At 48.5% G+C, this 18972-nt stretch carries 10 protein-coding genes; 4 read left to right on the plus strand and 6 right to left on the minus strand.

Annotation, left to right across the window (positions count from 1 at the left end):
* Positions 1 to 232: 232 nt before the first annotated feature.
* Both LS482_RS18750 and LS482_RS18755 read right to left on the minus strand, forming a co-directional pair.
* Positions 233 to 1762, minus strand: coding sequence for a RagB/SusD family nutrient uptake outer membrane protein (locus LS482_RS18750; RefSeq protein WP_233029046.1), 1530 nt, complete (start codon positions 1760 to 1762; stop codon positions 233 to 235).
* Positions 1763 to 1778: 16 nt separating this feature from the next.
* A complete protein-coding gene (locus LS482_RS18755; protein WP_233029047.1) occupies positions 1779 to 4805 on the minus strand; it encodes a SusC/RagA family TonB-linked outer membrane protein in 3027 nt (1008 codons plus the stop codon).
* A 425-nt stretch (positions 4806 to 5230) separates the two neighbouring features.
* Between LS482_RS18755 and LS482_RS18760 the strand changes: the two genes are divergently transcribed.
* The 4 genes from LS482_RS18760 to LS482_RS18775 all read left to right on the plus strand — a co-directional run bounded on the left by LS482_RS18760 (position 5231) and on the right by LS482_RS18775 (position 11353).
* Positions 5231 to 9175: a hybrid sensor histidine kinase/response regulator transcription factor gene (locus tag LS482_RS18760; protein ID WP_233029048.1), complete on the plus strand. Its 3945-nt coding sequence runs from the start codon at positions 5231 to 5233 to the stop codon at positions 9173 to 9175.
* A 149-nt stretch (positions 9176 to 9324) separates the two neighbouring features.
* A complete protein-coding gene (locus LS482_RS18765) occupies positions 9325 to 9906 on the plus strand; it encodes a Crp/Fnr family transcriptional regulator (RefSeq protein WP_233029049.1) in 582 nt (193 codons plus the stop codon).
* 68 nt (positions 9907 to 9974) lie between these two features.
* A complete protein-coding gene (locus LS482_RS18770; RefSeq protein ID WP_233029050.1) occupies positions 9975 to 10802 on the plus strand; it encodes a DJ-1/PfpI family protein in 828 nt (275 codons plus the stop codon).
* 110 nt (positions 10803 to 10912) lie between these two features.
* A complete protein-coding gene (locus tag LS482_RS18775; RefSeq protein WP_233029051.1) occupies positions 10913 to 11353 on the plus strand; it encodes a carboxymuconolactone decarboxylase family protein in 441 nt (146 codons plus the stop codon).
* 569 nt (positions 11354 to 11922) lie between these two features.
* On the opposite strand, the gene LS482_RS18780 is transcribed toward LS482_RS18775, so the two are convergent.
* The 4 genes from LS482_RS18780 to LS482_RS18795 all read right to left on the minus strand — a co-directional run bounded on the left by LS482_RS18780 (position 11923) and on the right by LS482_RS18795 (position 18923).
* A complete protein-coding gene (locus tag LS482_RS18780) occupies positions 11923 to 13068 on the minus strand; it encodes a cytochrome-c peroxidase (protein ID WP_233029052.1) in 1146 nt (381 codons plus the stop codon).
* Positions 13069 to 13245: 177 nt separating this feature from the next.
* Positions 13246 to 14799 (minus strand): DUF6850 family outer membrane beta-barrel protein, encoded by a 1554-nt coding sequence (locus LS482_RS18785; RefSeq protein ID WP_233029053.1) that lies wholly within the window; start codon positions 14797 to 14799, stop codon positions 13246 to 13248.
* Positions 14800 to 14816: 17 nt separating this feature from the next.
* Complete coding sequence (locus LS482_RS18790; protein WP_233029054.1) at positions 14817 to 16124, minus strand: DUF4876 domain-containing protein; 1308 nt, start codon at positions 16122 to 16124, stop codon at positions 14817 to 14819.
* 12 nt (positions 16125 to 16136) lie between these two features.
* A complete protein-coding gene (locus tag LS482_RS18795) occupies positions 16137 to 18923 on the minus strand; it encodes a TonB-dependent receptor (RefSeq protein ID WP_233029055.1) in 2787 nt (928 codons plus the stop codon).
* Positions 18924 to 18972 lie beyond the last annotated feature (49 nt).

Genomic DNA, 18972 nt, shown 5'->3' on the forward strand with positions numbered 1-18972 from the left:
ACAGACTTTCAGTCCGCTACAAACCTATGGACTTCAAATCCACAGTTTAGTACATGACAAAATTCAACTTAGATGGATTTTCCTCGATTTTTTGCCCCGCCCCTAAAGGGTGAATCGAGGAAAATCAGGTTCCCTTTAGGCGTTGCATTGAGCCAGGTTGAAATGGTTAGGGTTAAACTGATTTTCCGATAAACCCGTATAAAACAAATTTTGTCATGTAATGAATTATTAATCAATAGCCCGGATTCTGTTCCAGGTTAGGGTTGTTTTCAACTTCTACCTGCGGAATGGGTAACCGGATGTTCTTACCGATATCGAAGTTCCCGAAATCAGGGTCCCTTTCCGCAATTTCATCTACGGCGGACTGATCTTCGAGATCGCCCCACCGTTTCAGGTCCTCCCAGCGCACACTTTCACCTGAGAGTTCCAGGACGCGCTCAATCTTTAAGCGATCGAGAAAGGCTTCCCGGTTATTACCTATACCGGGATAGGCTTCGGCCAGCGGCGCCATGTTTGCCCGGGCTCTTACCATATCCACATACTGGTAGGCATCTGCAGTCATGCCCAGTTCGTTTAGCACTTCGGCATAACGGAGCAGGATATCGGCATAGCGGATCAAACGCTGATTGACCTCGGAAAAGTAATCCTCGTTTTCGCGATAATAATCCCGCTGGTATTTCCTGAACCAGGCTTCCTCATCGCCCCATTCCCAGTCTTTTCCGTAAACCTTATCGCCGAAATCCTCGAAGAGGTCCGGGTAGAACAGGGAATAGCGCAGTCTTTCGTCAATTTCGCCGTTTACGGTCTGTTCTTCCTTAAAGGCGTCCACAAGCCAGTATCGCGCCTGGCCGTCAGACCAGCCGATCCCCCTCGGGGCAAAAAACTGGGCTCTTGTATTGGAAACCGAGGCATCCTGCCCTTCGCCCGTACCGCCACGGCGCTGGTCGCCGAACTGTATTTCGAAAACGGACTCGGAATTGTTCTCGTTGAGGTGAGTAAAATTATCCCGGTAATCCTCAACGAGGCTGTACATGGCGCCTTCGCCTTTAACCAGGTATTCCAGGGCAGCTTTTGCATCTTCCCAGCGGTGCTGCTGCATATAAAGCTTGGCCAGCATGGCTTTGGCAGCTCCTTTGGTGGGTCTCCCCGTTTGTGATTCGTCCCAGGTAAGAGGCAATGCGGAGAACGCCTCGTTCAGGTCTTTTTCCACCTGGGCAAAAACCTCCTCTCTGGTGTGCTGTTCCGGGAGATCGCTTGGTGTTGAGGGTTCCAGCACGAGGGGAATGTTTTCCCAGAGCACCCCGGCATAGTAGTAATACAGTGCCCTGAAGAATTTGGCTTCGCCCAGGATCTGAGCTTTCCTGTTTTCATCGGAAAATTCGATGTCCGGGACATTGGCCAGGACCTGGTTGGCCCTGAAAACGGCCTTATACGTGTCTCTCCAGGTTACGGCATTCCCTTCCCAGAAGTTGTAGTTGATATACCCGAACCGTGTCCAGTCTGCCAGCTCCACCCAGGGACTCTGGCTGAAACCTTCGTCTGAAGTAAGGTCGAGGCGGAAATAGATCCACCGGGCCCAGAGACCGTCTTTGTAGAACATGGCATAAATGGAATTGACACCCAGTTCGGCATCGTCCGGAGTTACCCAGAACTGGTCTGTGGTCAGGGCATTCGGGTTGTCGAGGTCCAGTTCGTCTTTCTGGCAGGAAACGGCCGCAAAGAGCGAACATATAATTACGGTTAATATTACTGTATTTTTCATTGCGATTGTTTTTTGTTTAGAAACCAAATTCAACACCTAATGAGTATGTTTGCACATTAGGGAAGGAGCCCAGATCTACACCCCTCTGGAAAATATTACTGTTGCTGAACTCCGGATCGAGCCCTTTGTATTTGGTTATGGTAAGAATGTTCTGTGCAGAAAGGCTGATCCTTGCCTTGGTAAAACCTATTTTGCCCAGTACGTCTGTCGGGATATTATAGCCTATACCGATATATTTCAACCGTACAAAGCTTCCGTCTTCGAGCCAGCGGTCACTGTCGGACCGGGCACTCAGGGAGGTTCCTTTCACTACCCTGGGGAAATCGGTATCGGGGTTTTCCGGGGTCCAGGGCTGTACCCCCGCTCGGTAGTTGCTGTCGTCGTCAAACCGGTCCACAATACTCCTGAAGCCGTTGTAAACGGTGGCGCCGAAAGAGCCGATCCAGTTCATGGAAAAGTCGAAATTCCTGTATTGTGCCCCGGCGTTGAAGCCCATTTCGAAATCGGGCCACGGGCTGGCCACCACGGTTTTGTCCTCGTTGGTGATCTGCCCGTCGTCATTGACGTCCTTAAAGCGGATATCCCCCGGTTGCGCATCGGGCATGATAACCGCTCCCTGTGAATTGGTATAATTGTCTATTTCCTCCTGGCTCCGGAAAAGGCCATCGGTTTGCAGTACATACCACATGCCTACGGGTTCCCCGGAACGGGTTATGGTATTGCCCTGGATGCTTTCGTTCAAACCGTTACCGAGGGAGATCAGTTCGTTGCGAAGCGTGCTGAGGTTTACGGAAGCGTTAAAGCTGAAGTCATCGTTGACCACCTGGTTATAGGCGGCATTGAACTCAAAGCCCGTATTCTCCACGGTCGCGGCGTTGGTGACCGGGCTTCCGCCGTCATTACCGGTAGACAGGAGAATGGGAAATCCGAAGAGCACATCTTCCGTGCGGGCTATAAAGTAATCGGCTGTTACCTGGAGTTTGTTGTTAAACAACCCGAGATCGAGCCCGATATTGGTCTGTTTCAGGGTTTCCCACCGGAGCTGTGAATTGGCCAGCCTTACCTGGGTAGCGGAAGGATAGAGCACCTGGTCATTTCCCAGGACAATGGCCCCGAAGGTGTTGATAAAGCCCTGGTACTCGTAATTGTCTATATTCCCGCTCCCCAGTTCCCCGTAGCTGGCACGCAGTTTCAGGTCGCTGATCTTTTCGGAATTAAAGAAATTCTCATTGCTTACCCTCCATCCCAGTGAGACCGAAGGAAAGTTGGACCATTTGTTCTCATCGCTGAACTTGGAGGAACCGTCGCGTCTGAGTACGGCATTGAGCAGGTAGCGGTTGTCGTAATTGTATTCCAGCCTTCCGAGGTAGGATATGAGCGTGGATTCATTGCGGAAACCGCCTACCCGTGCCTGGTCTCCCAGGTCCAGCACATCAAAATATTCACCGGTATTGGGGTTTACCAGCAGGTTTCTCTTGGTTCCGTTTATCTGTTCGTACCTGTTCTTCTGGTAGGTGGTCCCGACCACGAGGGTAATATCGTGCTTGCCGAATTCGTGATCGAAAGTAAGGGTGTTCTCAAAAAGTTTGGTTTCGGACTGTGCCTTGTTCTGATTGGTAAAGGATGGTTCGTAAGGCTGGTTTAATGTCCAGTTTCCCTCACGCCGCAAATACAAATAGTCGTCAAAGCTGGTTTCGTAACCGAAATTGAAACGGTATTTGAGGAAGGGGAAAGGATCGATCTCCGCCCAGAGATTTCCCCTGATCCTGAAATTTTCGACTTCCTGGTCGATCAGGTTGGCAATGGCCACCGGGTTTGCCGCAAAAGTATTGGCTACTCCCGATTTCCCGTATCCGAAACCTCCCGGGTTTTCGTCGTCATAAACCGGGATGGTGGGGAACATACGCACCACATCGATAAAGGGGTTTCCTCTTAAAGTTTCCGGCCCCCCGATCTCGTTGGTTTTGGCGTTTGACAGGGCCAGGTTTTCACCGATGCTGAAAATCCCCTTGCTGCCGCTGGTATTTACACGGAGGGAGATCCGGTCGAAATCGGTAGAGACCACCGTGCCCTTGTTACCAAAATAATTTCCCGAAATAAAATAGGAAGAATTTTCCCCGCCGCCGGAAAAGCTGACGTTCTGGTCCTGGATAAGGCCCGTTCTGAACACTTCGTCCTGCCAGTCGGTATTTACACTCAGGTCGAGTTCCTGTCTCGGGAGCCCGGCATTGTCGTAGGCCATATTGTTGAGCCTTACAAATTCTTCCTGTCCGGCGAGGTCGTAGCGGGGCACTTCCGTCAAACTCATTTTTGAGCTGGCCGTAACCTTGAGCGGCCCTCTTTTTCCCTTTTTGGTGGTGATGATGACCACGCCGTTTGCCGCCCTGGAGCCGTATATCGCGGCTGCTGCCGCATCTTTTAGTATCTGGACGGATTCGATGTCGTTCGGGTTAAAGTCGCGGTTGGCTGTGGTGATCAATCCGTCAATAACATAAAGCGGATTGGCACTCCGGAGGTTTTTAAGCCCGCGGATCTCGATCCTGGCTTCCTGCCCGGGCTGGCCGCCGCCACGGACATTGACGCCCGGGGCCAGTCCCTGGAGGCTTTCGGCTACGGTGGTGGTCTGTCGTTTCCGGATCTGGTCGGACTTTACGACCGAAATGGCACTGGTCAGGTCTTTTTTCTGTTGTGTACCGTAACCGACAACAACCACTTCGTCCAGCGCTGCGACATCTTCCTCCAGCCGTACATTTAATGTGGTCTGGTTGTTTACGGGGATCTCCTGTGTGCGAAACCCGATATAACTGAATATCAGTGTAGCGTCCGGGGCAACGGTAATGGCGTAATTTCCGTCCATGTCTGCCGAGGTTCCGGTGTTGGCGCCCCTGACCACAATGTTCACGAACGGAATGGGGGTTCCGTCAGTTGCAGTGATCTTTCCGGAAACTTCCACGGTGTCCTGCGCGAATGAACTTTGCGCCCAGAACAGTGCCAGAATTAAAATGAATTTAAATCTGTAAACAAGAGTTAGCTTAGTTTTCATAGAATTTCAGTTTTGATCCCGATCCCGATATCCCAATAGTTATCGGGATCGGGAGCATCGGGATTGAATTTTGGTCGTGATGAAACAATTTGTTGAACCAGTGTCCCGGTCGGTCACCTTTTCAGTATAAAACCGGGAATAGTCATAATTAATGAATGCTCGGTTTTTTGGTTTTTATTTTACGGATTATTAAAAATGAGAACTTAAATATTATTAAATTGTGTTTTTCAAAGTAGATTATTTTATTCGGGATGCAGGCAGGATAATTGTTTCAATTTTTCTTCAAAAGGGTTCAACTTTTTTACTATCCGGAAAAAACAGTGTATTTTGACATGATTTGTGGAAAAATGGAATAATTTGTATGGGCCGGTTTTGGATTAAATGAATTGATTTGCAGAGTTATGCGAGGATGCTGTTTGTTTTTAATGTGTTGTCTTTTCATCGGGAAGTCTTACGCCCAGCCCTATGCCTTTAAGAAACTGCAGGTAGAGGACGGACTTTCCCATAATTCCGTGATCTGTATGTTACAGGACAACCGCGGGTTTTTGTGGTTTGGCACAAAAGACGGGTTAAACCGTTATGACGGCTATAATTTCAAATTATTTCAACATCAGCCGGGAGATGAGAAAAGTATAGGGAGCAATTTTATTCGCTGCCTTCACGAGTATCATAATTACATTTGGGTGGGTACGGATACGGGATTATTCCGGTACGACGAGAAAACCGAATCTTTTACACTGGTGGAAAGCACCAAAAACCAGCCCATTCTCGATATTCAAAGTGACCCGGAAGGAAATATCTGGTTTATAGCAGCGGGTAACCTGCACAGGCTTGATGTAACCACCGGCAGGGAAGAGCGATATAAGCAGTTCCACACCTCTTTTTTAACAGGCAATGCATCGGGAGAAGTATTTGTTGCTTCTTCGGAAGCGCTGTATCAATTTGTTCCCGACAATAATTCCTTCAGGAAAATCGATTTGGCGGGTGCGGATAAAACGGGCAGGGAATTTGTTATCACAACAATCACCTCGGGAGGAAAGGACTCTTTGTGGATAGGGACGAAGAATCGCGGGGCCTTTCTTTACAAGCAACGGGAAAAGGAATTGATGGGTTTACTGGACAAAAGAGAGCACCCCTTGTTTGTCCGCGACTTTCTGAGAAAAAACAAGGATGAACTATGGATTGCGAGCGAATCGGGGATTTACATTTACAACCTCCGGGACAACACCTATCAAAACTTCCGTAAAAATTACAACAATCCGTATTCCCTGTCCGACAATGCCATTTATGCCCTGGTGCTGGATGAAGAACAGGGCGTGTGGATCGGGACCTATTTCGGGGGGATCAATTATTATCCCAAGCAGTTTACACCGATTCAGCGGTATTTCCCGAGGGTGGGGGAGAACTCCATCAGCGGGAATGCGGTCCGCGAGATCAAAAAAGACCGTTTCGGACACCTCTGGATCGGTACCGAAGACGCCGGCCTGAACCGGTTTGATCCGGAAACCGGAAAATTCACCAATTATGCCTCCGTCGGGGAAAAAGGCCGTTTATCGCATTATAATATTCACGGCCTGTTGCCCGTAGAAGACAAATTGTGGATAGGTACTTTTGAACACGGCCTGGATATTATGGATATCAACTCCGGAAAGGTCATCAAACATTTCGGAACAGGGGAGGATGAAGGCCGTCTCCGGAGCGATTTCATATTTTTTATCTACCGGACCCGGAACAAGGATATTTATGTGCTTACCTCCTCGGGAATCCATCAATACCTGCCGGAAAAGGACGCGTTCAGGGTAGTGCAGGGATTTCCGGAAACTTACCACTACACCTGTTTTACCGAAGATCACAACGGGGTGCTCTGGGCCGGGACGTATTGGGACGGACTGTTTTACTTTGACCCCGAAACAAAGGAAAAAGGAGTGTACAGGTATGACCGGAACGATCCCGGCAGCCTCAGTTCAAACGTAGTCAACGGTCTTTTCGAGGACTCGGAGCACAGGCTGTGGATCACTACGGAAAACGGCCTCAATCTTTTCCGCAAGGGAACGGATAATTTCAGGAGGTTCACCAAAAAAGACGGATTTCCTACCAATGTCACCTATTCCATTCTTGAAGATAAGCACAAAAACCTGTGGATCAGTACGTCCAACGGGCTTGTTGAGTTCAACCCGGAAAAGGAAACACTAAAAATCTACACGAGGTCGAACGGCTTGCTCAGCGACCAGTTCAACTATAGCTCTGCATTCAAGGATGAAGACGGGGCGATGTATTTCGGCGGTGTCAACGGGTTGATCCGTTTTAACCCCGACCGGTTTATTAAAAACAACCATCAACCTCCGGTCTATATTACCGATATAAAGCTAAACAACAGGGAAATTCCGGTTGGTGAGAAAAACTCGCCATTGGAAAAATCCGTTTCATATTCCCGGCAAATCACCCTGAACAATAAACAGTCTTCCTTTAGCCTGGAGTTTGCTTCCCTGAGCTATACCGCTCCCGAAATGACCAGGTACTGGTATAAACTCGAAGGGCTGAACGATGACTGGATTGCGCTGGACAAGAACCACAAGGTAAATTTTACCGAATTGCCCCCCGGCGATTACAAATTTAAAGTGAAGGCCCTGAACAGCCATGAAGTCTGGAGTGCCGAAAACGACGGACTGGAAATAAAGGTCCTGCCGCCTTTCCTGGCCAGCAATACGGCCTATGCCATATACACCCTGCTGCTTTTATTGCTTTTTTATATCCTGTTGCGCTATTATCACCGGCATACCAGGAACAAAAACAACAGGCATATCCGCCAGCTCGAAAACGAAAAGGAAAAGGAGATCTACCAGGCCAAGATCGAGTTTTTTACCAATGTTGCCCATGAAATACGGACACCGCTGACACTGATCAAGAGTCCACTGGAAAAACTGCTCCGGGGAAAGTATAAATCTCCCGAGATCCCGGAAAACCTGAGGATAATGGAAAAAAATACCTCAAGGCTCATTAACCTGGTGAATGAACTGCTGGATTTCAGGAAGACGGAAATGAAACATGTAAAGTTGAGTTTTGTGGAGGTGAACATCAGTGAGGTACTGGAAGAAACGTACGTCCGGTTCAGTCAGCTCATCCAGGAAAAAAAACTGCGTTTCGACCTGATAAAGGACGAAGACGACGTATACGCCTTTGTAGATGAAGGGGCCATAAAGAAAATATTGAGTAACCTGTTCATTAATGCCATAAAATATTCCGAAAGCCACGTGCGCGTCATACTCCGTAAAAACAAAACGGAATTCCGGATCTGGATCAAAAGCGACGGACCGTTGATACCCAATCACCTTAGGAAACGTATTTTCGAACCGTTCTTCAGGCTCCCGGGGGAAACTGAAAACCCGGGAACGGGCATCGGGCTTTCCCTTGCGCATTCCCTTGCCGAACTGCACAACGGCAAGCTCTGTATCGATGAAAATGAACATGAGGTAAATTCGTTTGTCCTCAACATACCGGTTCACCAGGACGAGGAATTTAAAACCCTGGGAACAGACCACAGGAAGACCGGTCTTTCGGACCGGGAAAGGCCGCAACCGAGTTTTGAGAGACGCGTGCCCCTGGTCCTGGTGGCGGAGGACAACAAGGAACTGGCAAATTTTATATACAGCGAATTGTCTGAAAATTACAATGTGGTCCTTGCCGGGAACGGCAGGGAAGCCTGGAAAATGATCACGGATTACGAAGTACAACTGGTGATAAGTGATATTATGATGCCCATAACCAACGGGGTGGAACTATGCAGAATGGTAAAGGGAAACACGGAAACCAGCCATATCCCGGTGATCCTGCTTACGGCGAGGAGTGCACTTAATGCCAAGATAGAAGGCCTGGAGTCCGGTGCCGACGCCTATATCTCAAAACCCTTTTCCATGGACCACCTGCAGGTACAGATATCCAACCTGCTGGAAAACAGGAAAACGATACTGGGGCATTATTCGAGTTCTCCGCTGGCACATTTGAAATCGCTGGCCACTTCGAACCTGGACAAGACCTTTTTGTCTAAACTGGACAAGGCCATTGATGAAAACCTCAGGGATACCGACCTCAATATAGACATGCTGGCCGATCTCATGCATATGAGCCGTTCCACGCTTTACCGGAAAATCAAGGAAATCTCGGATCTTTCACCGTACGAACTGATAAACATAAGCAGGCTTAAAAAGGCAGCGGAACTGCTTAAAACCACCAACCTGAAAATTTATGAAGTCTCCGAAAACGTGGGCTACAAATCGCAGACCAGTTTCGGGAGGAATTTCCAGAAACATTTCGGAATGACACCTACGGAATATGCCCATGACAATCCGGAACACGATAAAAAAGCGTTATAATCACCGGATTTAAACTGAAAGAAAGCGATGGTAATATCCCCTTTTAAAACAAACGACTGTTGCTCCGGGGGAAGTATTTTTAAAAGGCATATGAATGGTGTTGCCGTCCTTTTTGAATTTGTATTTTTACAGGAATATTTTATTGTAAGATGATGGACAAGGAACACCGGTTATTTGCCCACGCCAAAAAGTTTTCGCCTTTAACGGAGGAAGACTGGCAAGCCTCTTTTCCCTTTTTCGAAACCCTTTCGTTCAGGAAAAAGGAACACCTCGCGCAGGGAGGAAGCCCGAATCATAAGATATATTTCGTGACATCGGGTTGCCTCCAGCAGTATTTTATTGATAACAGGGGGATCTCCCGCACCGTACAGTTTGCCATAGAACATTGGTGGATAGGGGATTTCCTGACGTTTCAGCAGGGACAAAACAGTGACTTTTACATTCAGGCCGTTGAAAATACCGAGGTGTGTGGTATCTCGGGAGAAAATTACGGGCAACTCCTGGAAAAATTCCCGGTCTGGGAAGTGTATTTCCGGCAGATATATCAAATTGCCTACGGAGCCGCCCTGAACCGGGTGAAGTACCTCTATGGTTTTTCCAAGGAAGAGATCTATTTTCACTTTATCGAACAGTTTCCCGAATTTGCCCAGCGCGTACCCCAGTACCTCATTGCTTCGTTTTTGGGATTGACACCGGAGTACGTAAGTGAAATACGTAAAAACCGTTATTAAACCAGTTTAAGTTTTTTGGTAAAACAGGTCGTTACCTTTGTCACTGAAATCCAAAAAACAGGACAAAAATGATAGCGCGAATTACATTCATCTTCATAACTGCCTTTTTATGCAGTTGTCAGCAGAATACCGACAAAAAGGGAACGCAAAACCACACTGCCGCCACCCGGAAAACGGAAACGGACACATCGGCAAGTTGCAGTCCGAAAAGTTCAAATAATATGGCGGACGGACACAATACATTTTATAAAGCCGATACCGGGGCATTGTCGGAAAACCTCAAACCGATCGACCCGGACCTCCCGGTTATCGGGATTTTACTGTTCGATAAGGTGTTGACCACGGAACTTACCGCACCGATGGATGTCTTCACAAAACCCGACAGGGATGGGGAGCCCTTATTTAATGTCATTATCATAGCAGAGTCTTATAAGGCCTATGTAAGTGAAGAGGGATTGAAAATGTTCCCCGATTACATATTATCGAATGCCCCGGAACTGGATATTATAATCGTACCGAGTGCCTATGAAATGGAAGCCCAGGTAGAAAACCGGGAAATAGTACGGTTTATAAAACAACAGAACGAAAATACCGATTATACGATGAGCAACTGCGCCGGGGCACATCTCATCGGAGCCTCCGGAATTGCCGACGGGAAGAAAATTGTGACTTACATCGGCGGCGGTGGCCATTTGCAGGAAAACTATCCCGAACTTAAAGTCCAGGACGATTCGAAAATAAGCTATGTCGAAGACGGTAAGTTCTTGTCGTCCAACGGCAACCTGGCCTCCTATATTTCCGCACTGGAACTGCTGGAAAAAATGGCCGGCAAGGACCAGAGAGCCTATGTAGAATCCCATTTGTACCTGGACAGGCTTCAAAACTGGAAAAAATAGATCCCGGGGCCACAAACCCGGGGTGCATATCACCGTAAAATTACCGGGGGGTATTATGCCGGTGACCACACCCAATAGTCCAATAACTTATTCGACAAAAACAAAAGACCATGGAAAAACGCGTTCAGATCAATACTGCCGAACCCAAAGCTTATAAAGCACTGGGCGAATTGATGAAATACGTAAAAACCTGCGACCTTGACTCTGTACATACGGAGCTCATCAATATCAGGGCTTCACAAATAAACGGTTGTGCTTTCTGCCTTGATATGCATACCAGGGATGCGTTGAAGCAGGGAGAGAAAGACCAGAGGATCTTTGTGTTATCCGCCTGGAGGGAAACCGATTTCTTTTCAGAAGAGGAACAGGTTATCCTCCGGATGACCGAAGAGATCACTCTTATTTCACAACAAGGATTGTCATCCGAAACTTATCAAAAGGCTGCAGCCCTCTTTGATGAACATTATATTTCCAAAATCATAATGGCCATTGTTACCATAAACACCCTGAACCGGATCGCCATAAGCACACATAAGCCGATTGTTTCGTAAATACTGACACCTGTTAACTCATCAACTCCGAGACGCCAAAACTTCTTAGTTGATGAGTTTTTTAGTCATTTAGTTGGATAAACAACTTCTTTTTGCGCGTTTATAAGCTACAATTTAAACAACTTAACAACCTATTGACTCCTCAACTCCAAGACTTCTTAGTTAATGAGTTTTTTAGTCGTTTATAAGCTATAAATCCAGATAATTCAATAACCTTAACTCCAAAATTCCAAAACTCCAAAACTCCCCAACTCCCGTTTCTTTTCGCTTTAAACCCCGGAAAACGGCCATATAAGGGGTTACGACCGCGTAAGGGATTGTGTTCGCTGCAAACAGGGTTATGTCCGCTGTAAACACAGCCCGGTTCGGCGTAAACACAACCCCTTAAATGACAAAAAGGGGTTTCGGATCATCCGGTCATGAATAAGGTACTCTGGTGCGGTAGTAAAGGCAGGAGCACCTTCAGGGGGCTTAACCTGCCGGGGAACCGGAAGTGTGTCACCCTCCGGACTTAGTTACCCGGTTACCGGGATATTCGGTTAATCAGGTATCTCGTATTAACACAAAAACTATTGTGGCAGTTCCGGCGGGGCTTCCCGTCGCTGCCTGGAGGTCAGTGTAAACAGGAAGGCCCGCAATGCCAGCTTTTCTTTATCCGTGAGGTGTAATTTCTGCAAAAGGGGGGATGTTTGCGGGAAGAGGGAATCGTTTAACTGGTGCGCTTTCCGCTTCGGGTGCGGCATTCCGGCATTGTAGAGGTTGATAACGCCCCGGAGATGGGGGAAAAGCCCGTTGTGCATATAGGGCCCGGTTACGGCGATCTCTCTCAGCGAACCCGTACGAAACCTGCCCACATCCTCTTTTTTCCCGGTATGGTCATACCTGCCGAGGTCTTCGTATTTACGACCGTAATACGTAAGCCCGGTATTGTGGAATTCATTGTCGGAGAACAGGGGCGTGTTATGGCAGTTGATGCACCTGGCCTTGGTACGGAACAGGTGCAGTCCCAGGACTTCCCGGTCGGAAAGGCGGTCGGATTCTCCCTGGATGAACCGGTCAAACCGGGTACTTTCGCTTACAATGGTTCTTTCAAAGGTCGCCAACGCCTTTTTTATGCGTTCAAAGGTGACCAAAGTGTCACCGAAAGCTTTTTGAAACCATGTTCCGTAACCCCTGATATCCCGGATATGACGTACGGCGATCTGCTGGTCGGAATGCATTTCAAGGGTATCCTTAAGGGGAAAGTGGATCTGTTCTTCCAGCGATGCCGCTCTTCCGTCCCAGAACAGGCTGTCTGCATAGCCCACATTAAACAGGGTCATGGAATTACGGACGCCCAGTTGCCTGTTATGCCCGTAAGAAAACCTTCTCCCGTCGCCCCAGCCGATCTCGGAATCGTGACAGGACGCGCAGGCTATTTGTTTGGAACCGGACAATCGCGGATCGAAAAACAACAATTTTCCCAGTTCCTTTTTAGTCTCGGAATACGGGTTGTCCTGCGGGAAACTCATCTCCGGTAGCGAGCCAATGTCTTCGAAGCCGGGAGCTACCGTGCTGTCCAGGAACGGTTCCGGCCACCGGGATTGGTCACCGCTGCTGTACAGGGCCCTTAATTCATTGACGGGGATATATTTTTCCTGCGGAGGCTGCCTGGTAAAGGCCAGGATACCCCCGGTAAGGATAATAATGGCTATGAGTGTTATGCTTTGTTTCATTTTTGTGATTTGTGAATGCCGAATCCTTCGGCCGGGCTTAGGAACCTGATCGAATGTTGAGCCATAGAATTCCGAGGTGTTTAAAACTTCATCATTCGATATTCAAAATTCGTTATTCGATAACGTACAGACTAACAATATTTTGTTTTTTCTGATCCGGCGTAGCGGCAATGCTGTTCAGTAATTGAACTGTATTCCCCCGTTAAGCCCGAAATTGCTCCCCTGCGACAACGGGGAGGGGGCATAGGTTTCCGATCTGTCCGTAATAAACCGGTTATATCCCCGGGCGTATATTTTTATGTTCTTACCGTTGCCTGCCTGTATGGTGCAGGATACGTTTATTCCGGCATCCAGACGGGAAGAAGCGTCATAATCCTGGTCGGGCAGGATGATGTTCTCCATAAATGTGTTCCTGTCGGAGGGCGTATCCAAACTTTCCGTTACCGGTATATACCACAAGGTGAAAATACCGGAATTCCAGGTGGTTTTCTCCGTTTGGCACAGGTCGCGGTCGGCTTTGAATGAAATTTCGAGCGAACTGACTTTTTTATCGACGGAAGCTACAAAGTCCCTGATCTGATGATCATTGAATGTAATGCCGGAACGGATGTCATAAACCGTTCTTTCCCCGTTCCGGGACAATATTCCGCCCGACAGGGATAGCTGTTCCCGTTCCTGCCTGAAATTCTGCCCTACGGGTGATATCAGGCTGTAATTGTCTGCTGTGGTACTGGTATAACTCCCTTCCAGGGTATAGGAAATATCGTCTGCATATTTCAGGAAGGTGATATCGGTTTTGTGTTCCTTTACCCGGAACCGGAACAGTTTTTCTTCCAGGTCAGTCAGGTTGGAACTTTCGTAAAGGTCTTCCAGGGTCTCACGGAAACGGTAGTTGAGGTTCAGTACACCGTCCTTTAGCGTATATGCATATCCCAGGCCGTATTTTTCCAGGGATTGTTCCAGGAATATTTTCTCTTTTATGCTGCTTGTTTCATTGGGAATCGGGTCCCTTATGATACGCCCGTAGCCAACGGAAAATCGCATGGCGGCGTCCGAATCGATCCGGCCGAGGTCGTTTACATAGTCAATATCGTTTTTTTGTGTCCGCCGGCCCAGTGATGCCAGGGCATAAAATGTATGTCTGCTCAGGGTATAGCCCAGTTGCAGTTCGCCGCTGTAATGGTGATAAGTGATCTCCGGTCTCGGGTCGGAAGTGCGGAAAAACTTCTGCACCCGGTAATACACCTTGGGGGCGATAGTTATATTTTTGAACAGGGTGGCAGACAGTCCCGCCCTGACCTTATAGTGCTGGTTTTCCCAGTTGGCCGCTCTTTCCGCCAGGTAATAGTGGGGCGAAAGCACAATCTCTTCATCGGTGCGTTCGGAGGTGAGGTTGTAGGGGATGCTTTTTTCGTATGAGCGTTCGGCCGACATTCCCCCGAAGAGCAGGATATCGTTTTTTGCGTTGTAAATTCCGTGTGTGTCAAAGCCCACCAGGGCTTTTTCCCGCGGGGATTGCGTACGCCTGAAATCCTGTTTTTTATAGCCGGCGTACAGCCCGGTACTGGTGAAATCCGTTAAAGGAAGCCCCCGCCATATCACGGGGGTTTCCCACAGTTTTTCCTGAAAAGGAGCATAGAATCCGGCCCGGTTCAGTGCAATACTGTCCTGTTGGGCATAAAGGCTTCCCGTAAACAACAATAAGGATAAAAGTAGAATGCTCTTTTTCATGTACTCATCTTAAACTGTTATTCTGCAAACCCGCGTGGGGTTGCTTTTTCAAGTACGGTAAAATCGGCTTCCGAATTGTTGGTATCCTCTAATACGATCCTTCCTGCGATAGTGGTTTTGGTTTTCCGGATCACCGATTGGGATGAAAACCGTCCGGCCGGGCAAAATATACTGGTGGCGTCAAATTCGGCCTGCAGTTTTTTGGGGGTGCTCTGGTCTTCCCTTGTAATGTCCACGGCGTCGATAAGTAAGGAATTCGGGATCTGCTTATACTTGGGTTCGTTGTCCGCATCTTCGTCCGGATTCCTGAAAAGCGGGTAGGTATCGATCTCTTCGTCCGTACGGAAAATGGCAAAACCGTCTCGTCCGTTGGTGTCGAAGACCATATCATTACCGCCCCTGAAATAGGCGATCTCCATATCCGTTACCGGGGTCTGTATATCCGATCCGAACCCGTTGCCTACATATACCTCGAAATCGGCATTGCTGAGGTCTACGGTAAGGTCGGGGTTGTTGATCTCGATCATGTCGCCGTCGTTATCGATATAGTTTTCCTTGTGGTTTACGGCGGTTTGTGCAATGATAATGCTCTCACCCGGTTCAATAGGGTATTCTTCCCCGCTTCCGGGCACCCGGAATATAAAGTCGGCATATACGTAATCCGTATTGGCAGCGGGATCGTTGTTCATGTCTATGGACTGACTCCAGTCGTACTGTCCGTTGGGTTGGTGATAGTCTTCCAAAGGCGTTCTGAGGGCGGCTTCGCCGTATAATTGTGCCACGTAAAGTCCGTCGGCATAGATCACTTCATTGGAGTTGTTGTAAATCTCGATGAACTGGTCCCGGAACACGGCTCCGTCTTTGGTATCGGACCCGGCATAATAGATCTGTTTGATAAGAAGGTCGCCCACTCTTGAGGTTTTGAGCTCCACGGAGGCTGCGGCCGTGTTTTCGTTTATGACCACTTTTTCCTGTCCGCCGTTAAAGTTGACCGCTTCCTGTTCCGAAGAAAAGCCGAATCGGGCTTCAAAGGTTTCTCCCGTAAAGGAAATAGTGGCCGAAAGGTCATACGTACCGGGTTGAACGGCTTCGAAAAACACGACGCCTTTGGCGTTCGATTCCCCGGTATAGACCTGGGCGGTGGAGGTCTCGGTAAGCGTTACCGTAACCCCGTTTGCCGGGTCTCCGCCGAAATCTTCGGTATAGGCGAGGTTTACCGTAAAGCTTACGGGTTGAAGGACTTCGCCCCCGAGGTCATCATCATTACTGCAAGCCGTAAAGATCAGGCTAAGCGTTAAGCTGCATAAGAATAGAAATTTTTTCATTTTTGGTGGTGTTTAGAATTGATAACTTATTTTACTTCCGAATGCCAACGGGGTTATTTTAATATCGTTTACATCCCCGTCGTTATCCACATAAGTAGGTTTGAGGTTCAGGAAGTTGCTGACGTAAAAGTCAAAGCGGAAACCGTTGAGAAAATCCTTGGATATCCTGAGGTGAAAATTGTGGTATGCGGTGTTGACGTCGTTGATGAGCTCTTCGCCCCAGGCGTCCCTGTTGAAAATGTCTCCGTAGCGGTCGGCATCGGTCTGGTCTTCCTGCGGGATCGGGCTAATATTGAACCCGGTGTCCATATAGGCATAGGGGTATCTGTTGCTTGCCGGGGTATATGTTTTATCGATAAAAAAGTGTTCGGAACGCAGGGAGATCAGCAACCCGATGTCGGAAAGATGATACCGGATATTGGCCCCCAGCCGGAACAGCTCGGATTCGGAAACCGCACCTTTAAAGACGCCCCACCGTTTCCTGGGCGCTACGGGAGCGTAAAACCTTGAACTTATTACAGTGCCGGGAATACTGTTGCTGCTCTCGGTCTGTACATAAGCCCCGTTGATCCCGAACTGTAGTCCCAGCGAAGGGATCTTTTTAAAGTTGGCCATAAGCTCAATCCCTTTATCCGTAGATTCGTAGCCGTTGACCTGCCTGTTGAGGCCAAAATACTCACCCGGGGCATAACCGTTGATCGCGTATTCATAAGGCACGGTATTCCGGTTGATTTCCACTACCGGGAATTGAGAAGTAAGCCAGTACTGTTCTGTTGTAAACCCGTCATAAAGGCGGTTGTAATAGCCGGTAAGGCTCCACTTTGCAAAAGCGGAATTGTAATCGATCCCCACCTCACTCCGGAAACCTCGCGATGGTTTTAGTTCTGTATTGTCACCTTCCGAAATATCGGTATAGAGCAGGGCAAAACGGCGGCCGTCCGGCATGAGTTCCGCAAAGGTCTCTTTGTCGGTACCGGGTGTAAGGTTCAGGGCGGTGTCGTGATATCTCAGCCCGGTATATACCATATTGAGCGAAGGGGCTTTTGAGGTGAGTCCCGCTCCTCCCCGGAACCTGATGTCATTTACCGAAAATGAGGCGTTTACCCTGGGCGACAGGGTGGAATAGCCGTTCTGGATATCGTAGCGGATACCGGAGGACAGCACCAGGGTCTTGTTGTCCCAGTTCCGGGAAATATCATCCTGCAGGTAAAACCCGTATTGCAGCTGGGCCCGTACTTCTTCCGAAAAGTCATAGGGACGGAAGCCTCTCCCCGAGCCGCCGTTTCCGGTTTTTATACCCAGTGCCGTGTCAAAAGAACCGGCATCGGCGATCCGGCCTTTTCCCAGGTTATCGCTGTACCTGAGGGAAGCACCGATTAGGATATGGTGTTTCCACCGGTTGGCGGTTTCCAGCGATTTTTCCAGGCCGAGGTCTATAAATCCGCTTATGGGTTTCCCGTCAACTTCCCTGACCTCACGGTATTGGGTGGGGGTAAAGGCCGGTACGGAAACCCCTTCTTCCATACTGAGGGGAATAATTTTCGGAGCATTGTTAATAAGTCCTGAAGTATGGGAAAACTGCTCGGTATAATTCAGGCTGAAGTTTAACGAAAGGTGGTCGGCCCAGGCCTTTTCCGGTTTCCATTTAAAATTGTTTTTGAGCGAGATCCCGCGGGACCTGCTGTTAGTCTTTTGTTCTTTTTTGTCGTCCGGGTCGAGCTTGGCATTGTCTTTTTTATAATTGTAGCCGAGGTTCAGGGTGTTTTTAACAGTTTTCAGGGGATTGGAAATGCTCCATACCATCCCGAAATTGTAGCGGTTAAAAACGTCGAGCCGGTTGCGGGGGTCGGCATCGGCATTGAGGAAATCGAAATTAACATTAAGGACTCCCATTTTTTCACTAAGTCGGAAACCTTTACCGAAATTGAACTGCGTGGTCCCGTCCTGAAGGGATACGGATGCCATGTAGGGCGTTTCACCCGCCCTGGTCTCTATGTTTACCACCCCGGAGGTGAGGTCGCCGTATTTTACCGAAGGAATGCCCTGTATGACCTCTATTTTTTCAATGGTGGAAGTGGGGATCTCCCGGAGGTCCACCCCGAAATTGGCATTGGTAACAGAGGAGGAGGCTGCCCCGTTATTTATATTAAATCCAATAAAAGAAGGATGAAAAATATTATCCGGGTTGGAGACATAGCTTTGCATGTTCTCGTTATTGGACATGGGAATGTCGTTGATAAGGATGGCCGTTCCGAAAGCCTTGTTCCCGAAGGCTTCGTTGTTGGTTGCCCTGCCAAGATCTTCTTCCACGTCTGCCGTACGGAATATCATATTCTTAAAACCGTTGGGCTGGAATTCCGAGACGGACTGCCCGGGTAATTGTTGCAGCACTTCGTATACGGAAAAGGCCTGGGATTCGTCCAGGGCTTCCTTTTCCAGGGTGATTTCTGAAAACCTTTTGGTATCGGAAACAAGGACCACTTCGTCCAGGCGGAGGTTATGGTCGCGCAGGTAAATGGTGAGGTCGTCAAAATGGTCCAGATTTTCCGGGGTGTAAACGAGTTCCTCCTTACCGAGGATCTTAAAGTGTAATTCGAAATCTTCGGGGTCCGCCTGAATTTCGAAGGTACCGTTTTCGAGCGACAGCGTCCATTCCCCGGTTTTGCGGTCTACGATACTGACCCCTTCCAGGGGCTGTTCGGTAGTGTCGTCGAGCAGGGTCCCGCTAACGAGTTGTTGCGCCCGGACCGGCAGACATATGGCGAGAAAGATAAGTAAACAGGGTAAAGTATAGTTCATAAGCGCCGCATAAATCAGCGCAAATATATATTTATTTAGATTTAATAAA

It is taken from the genome of Sinomicrobium kalidii, from assembly GCF_021183825.1.
GTDB lineage: Bacteria > Bacteroidota > Bacteroidia > Flavobacteriales > Flavobacteriaceae > Sinomicrobium > Sinomicrobium kalidii.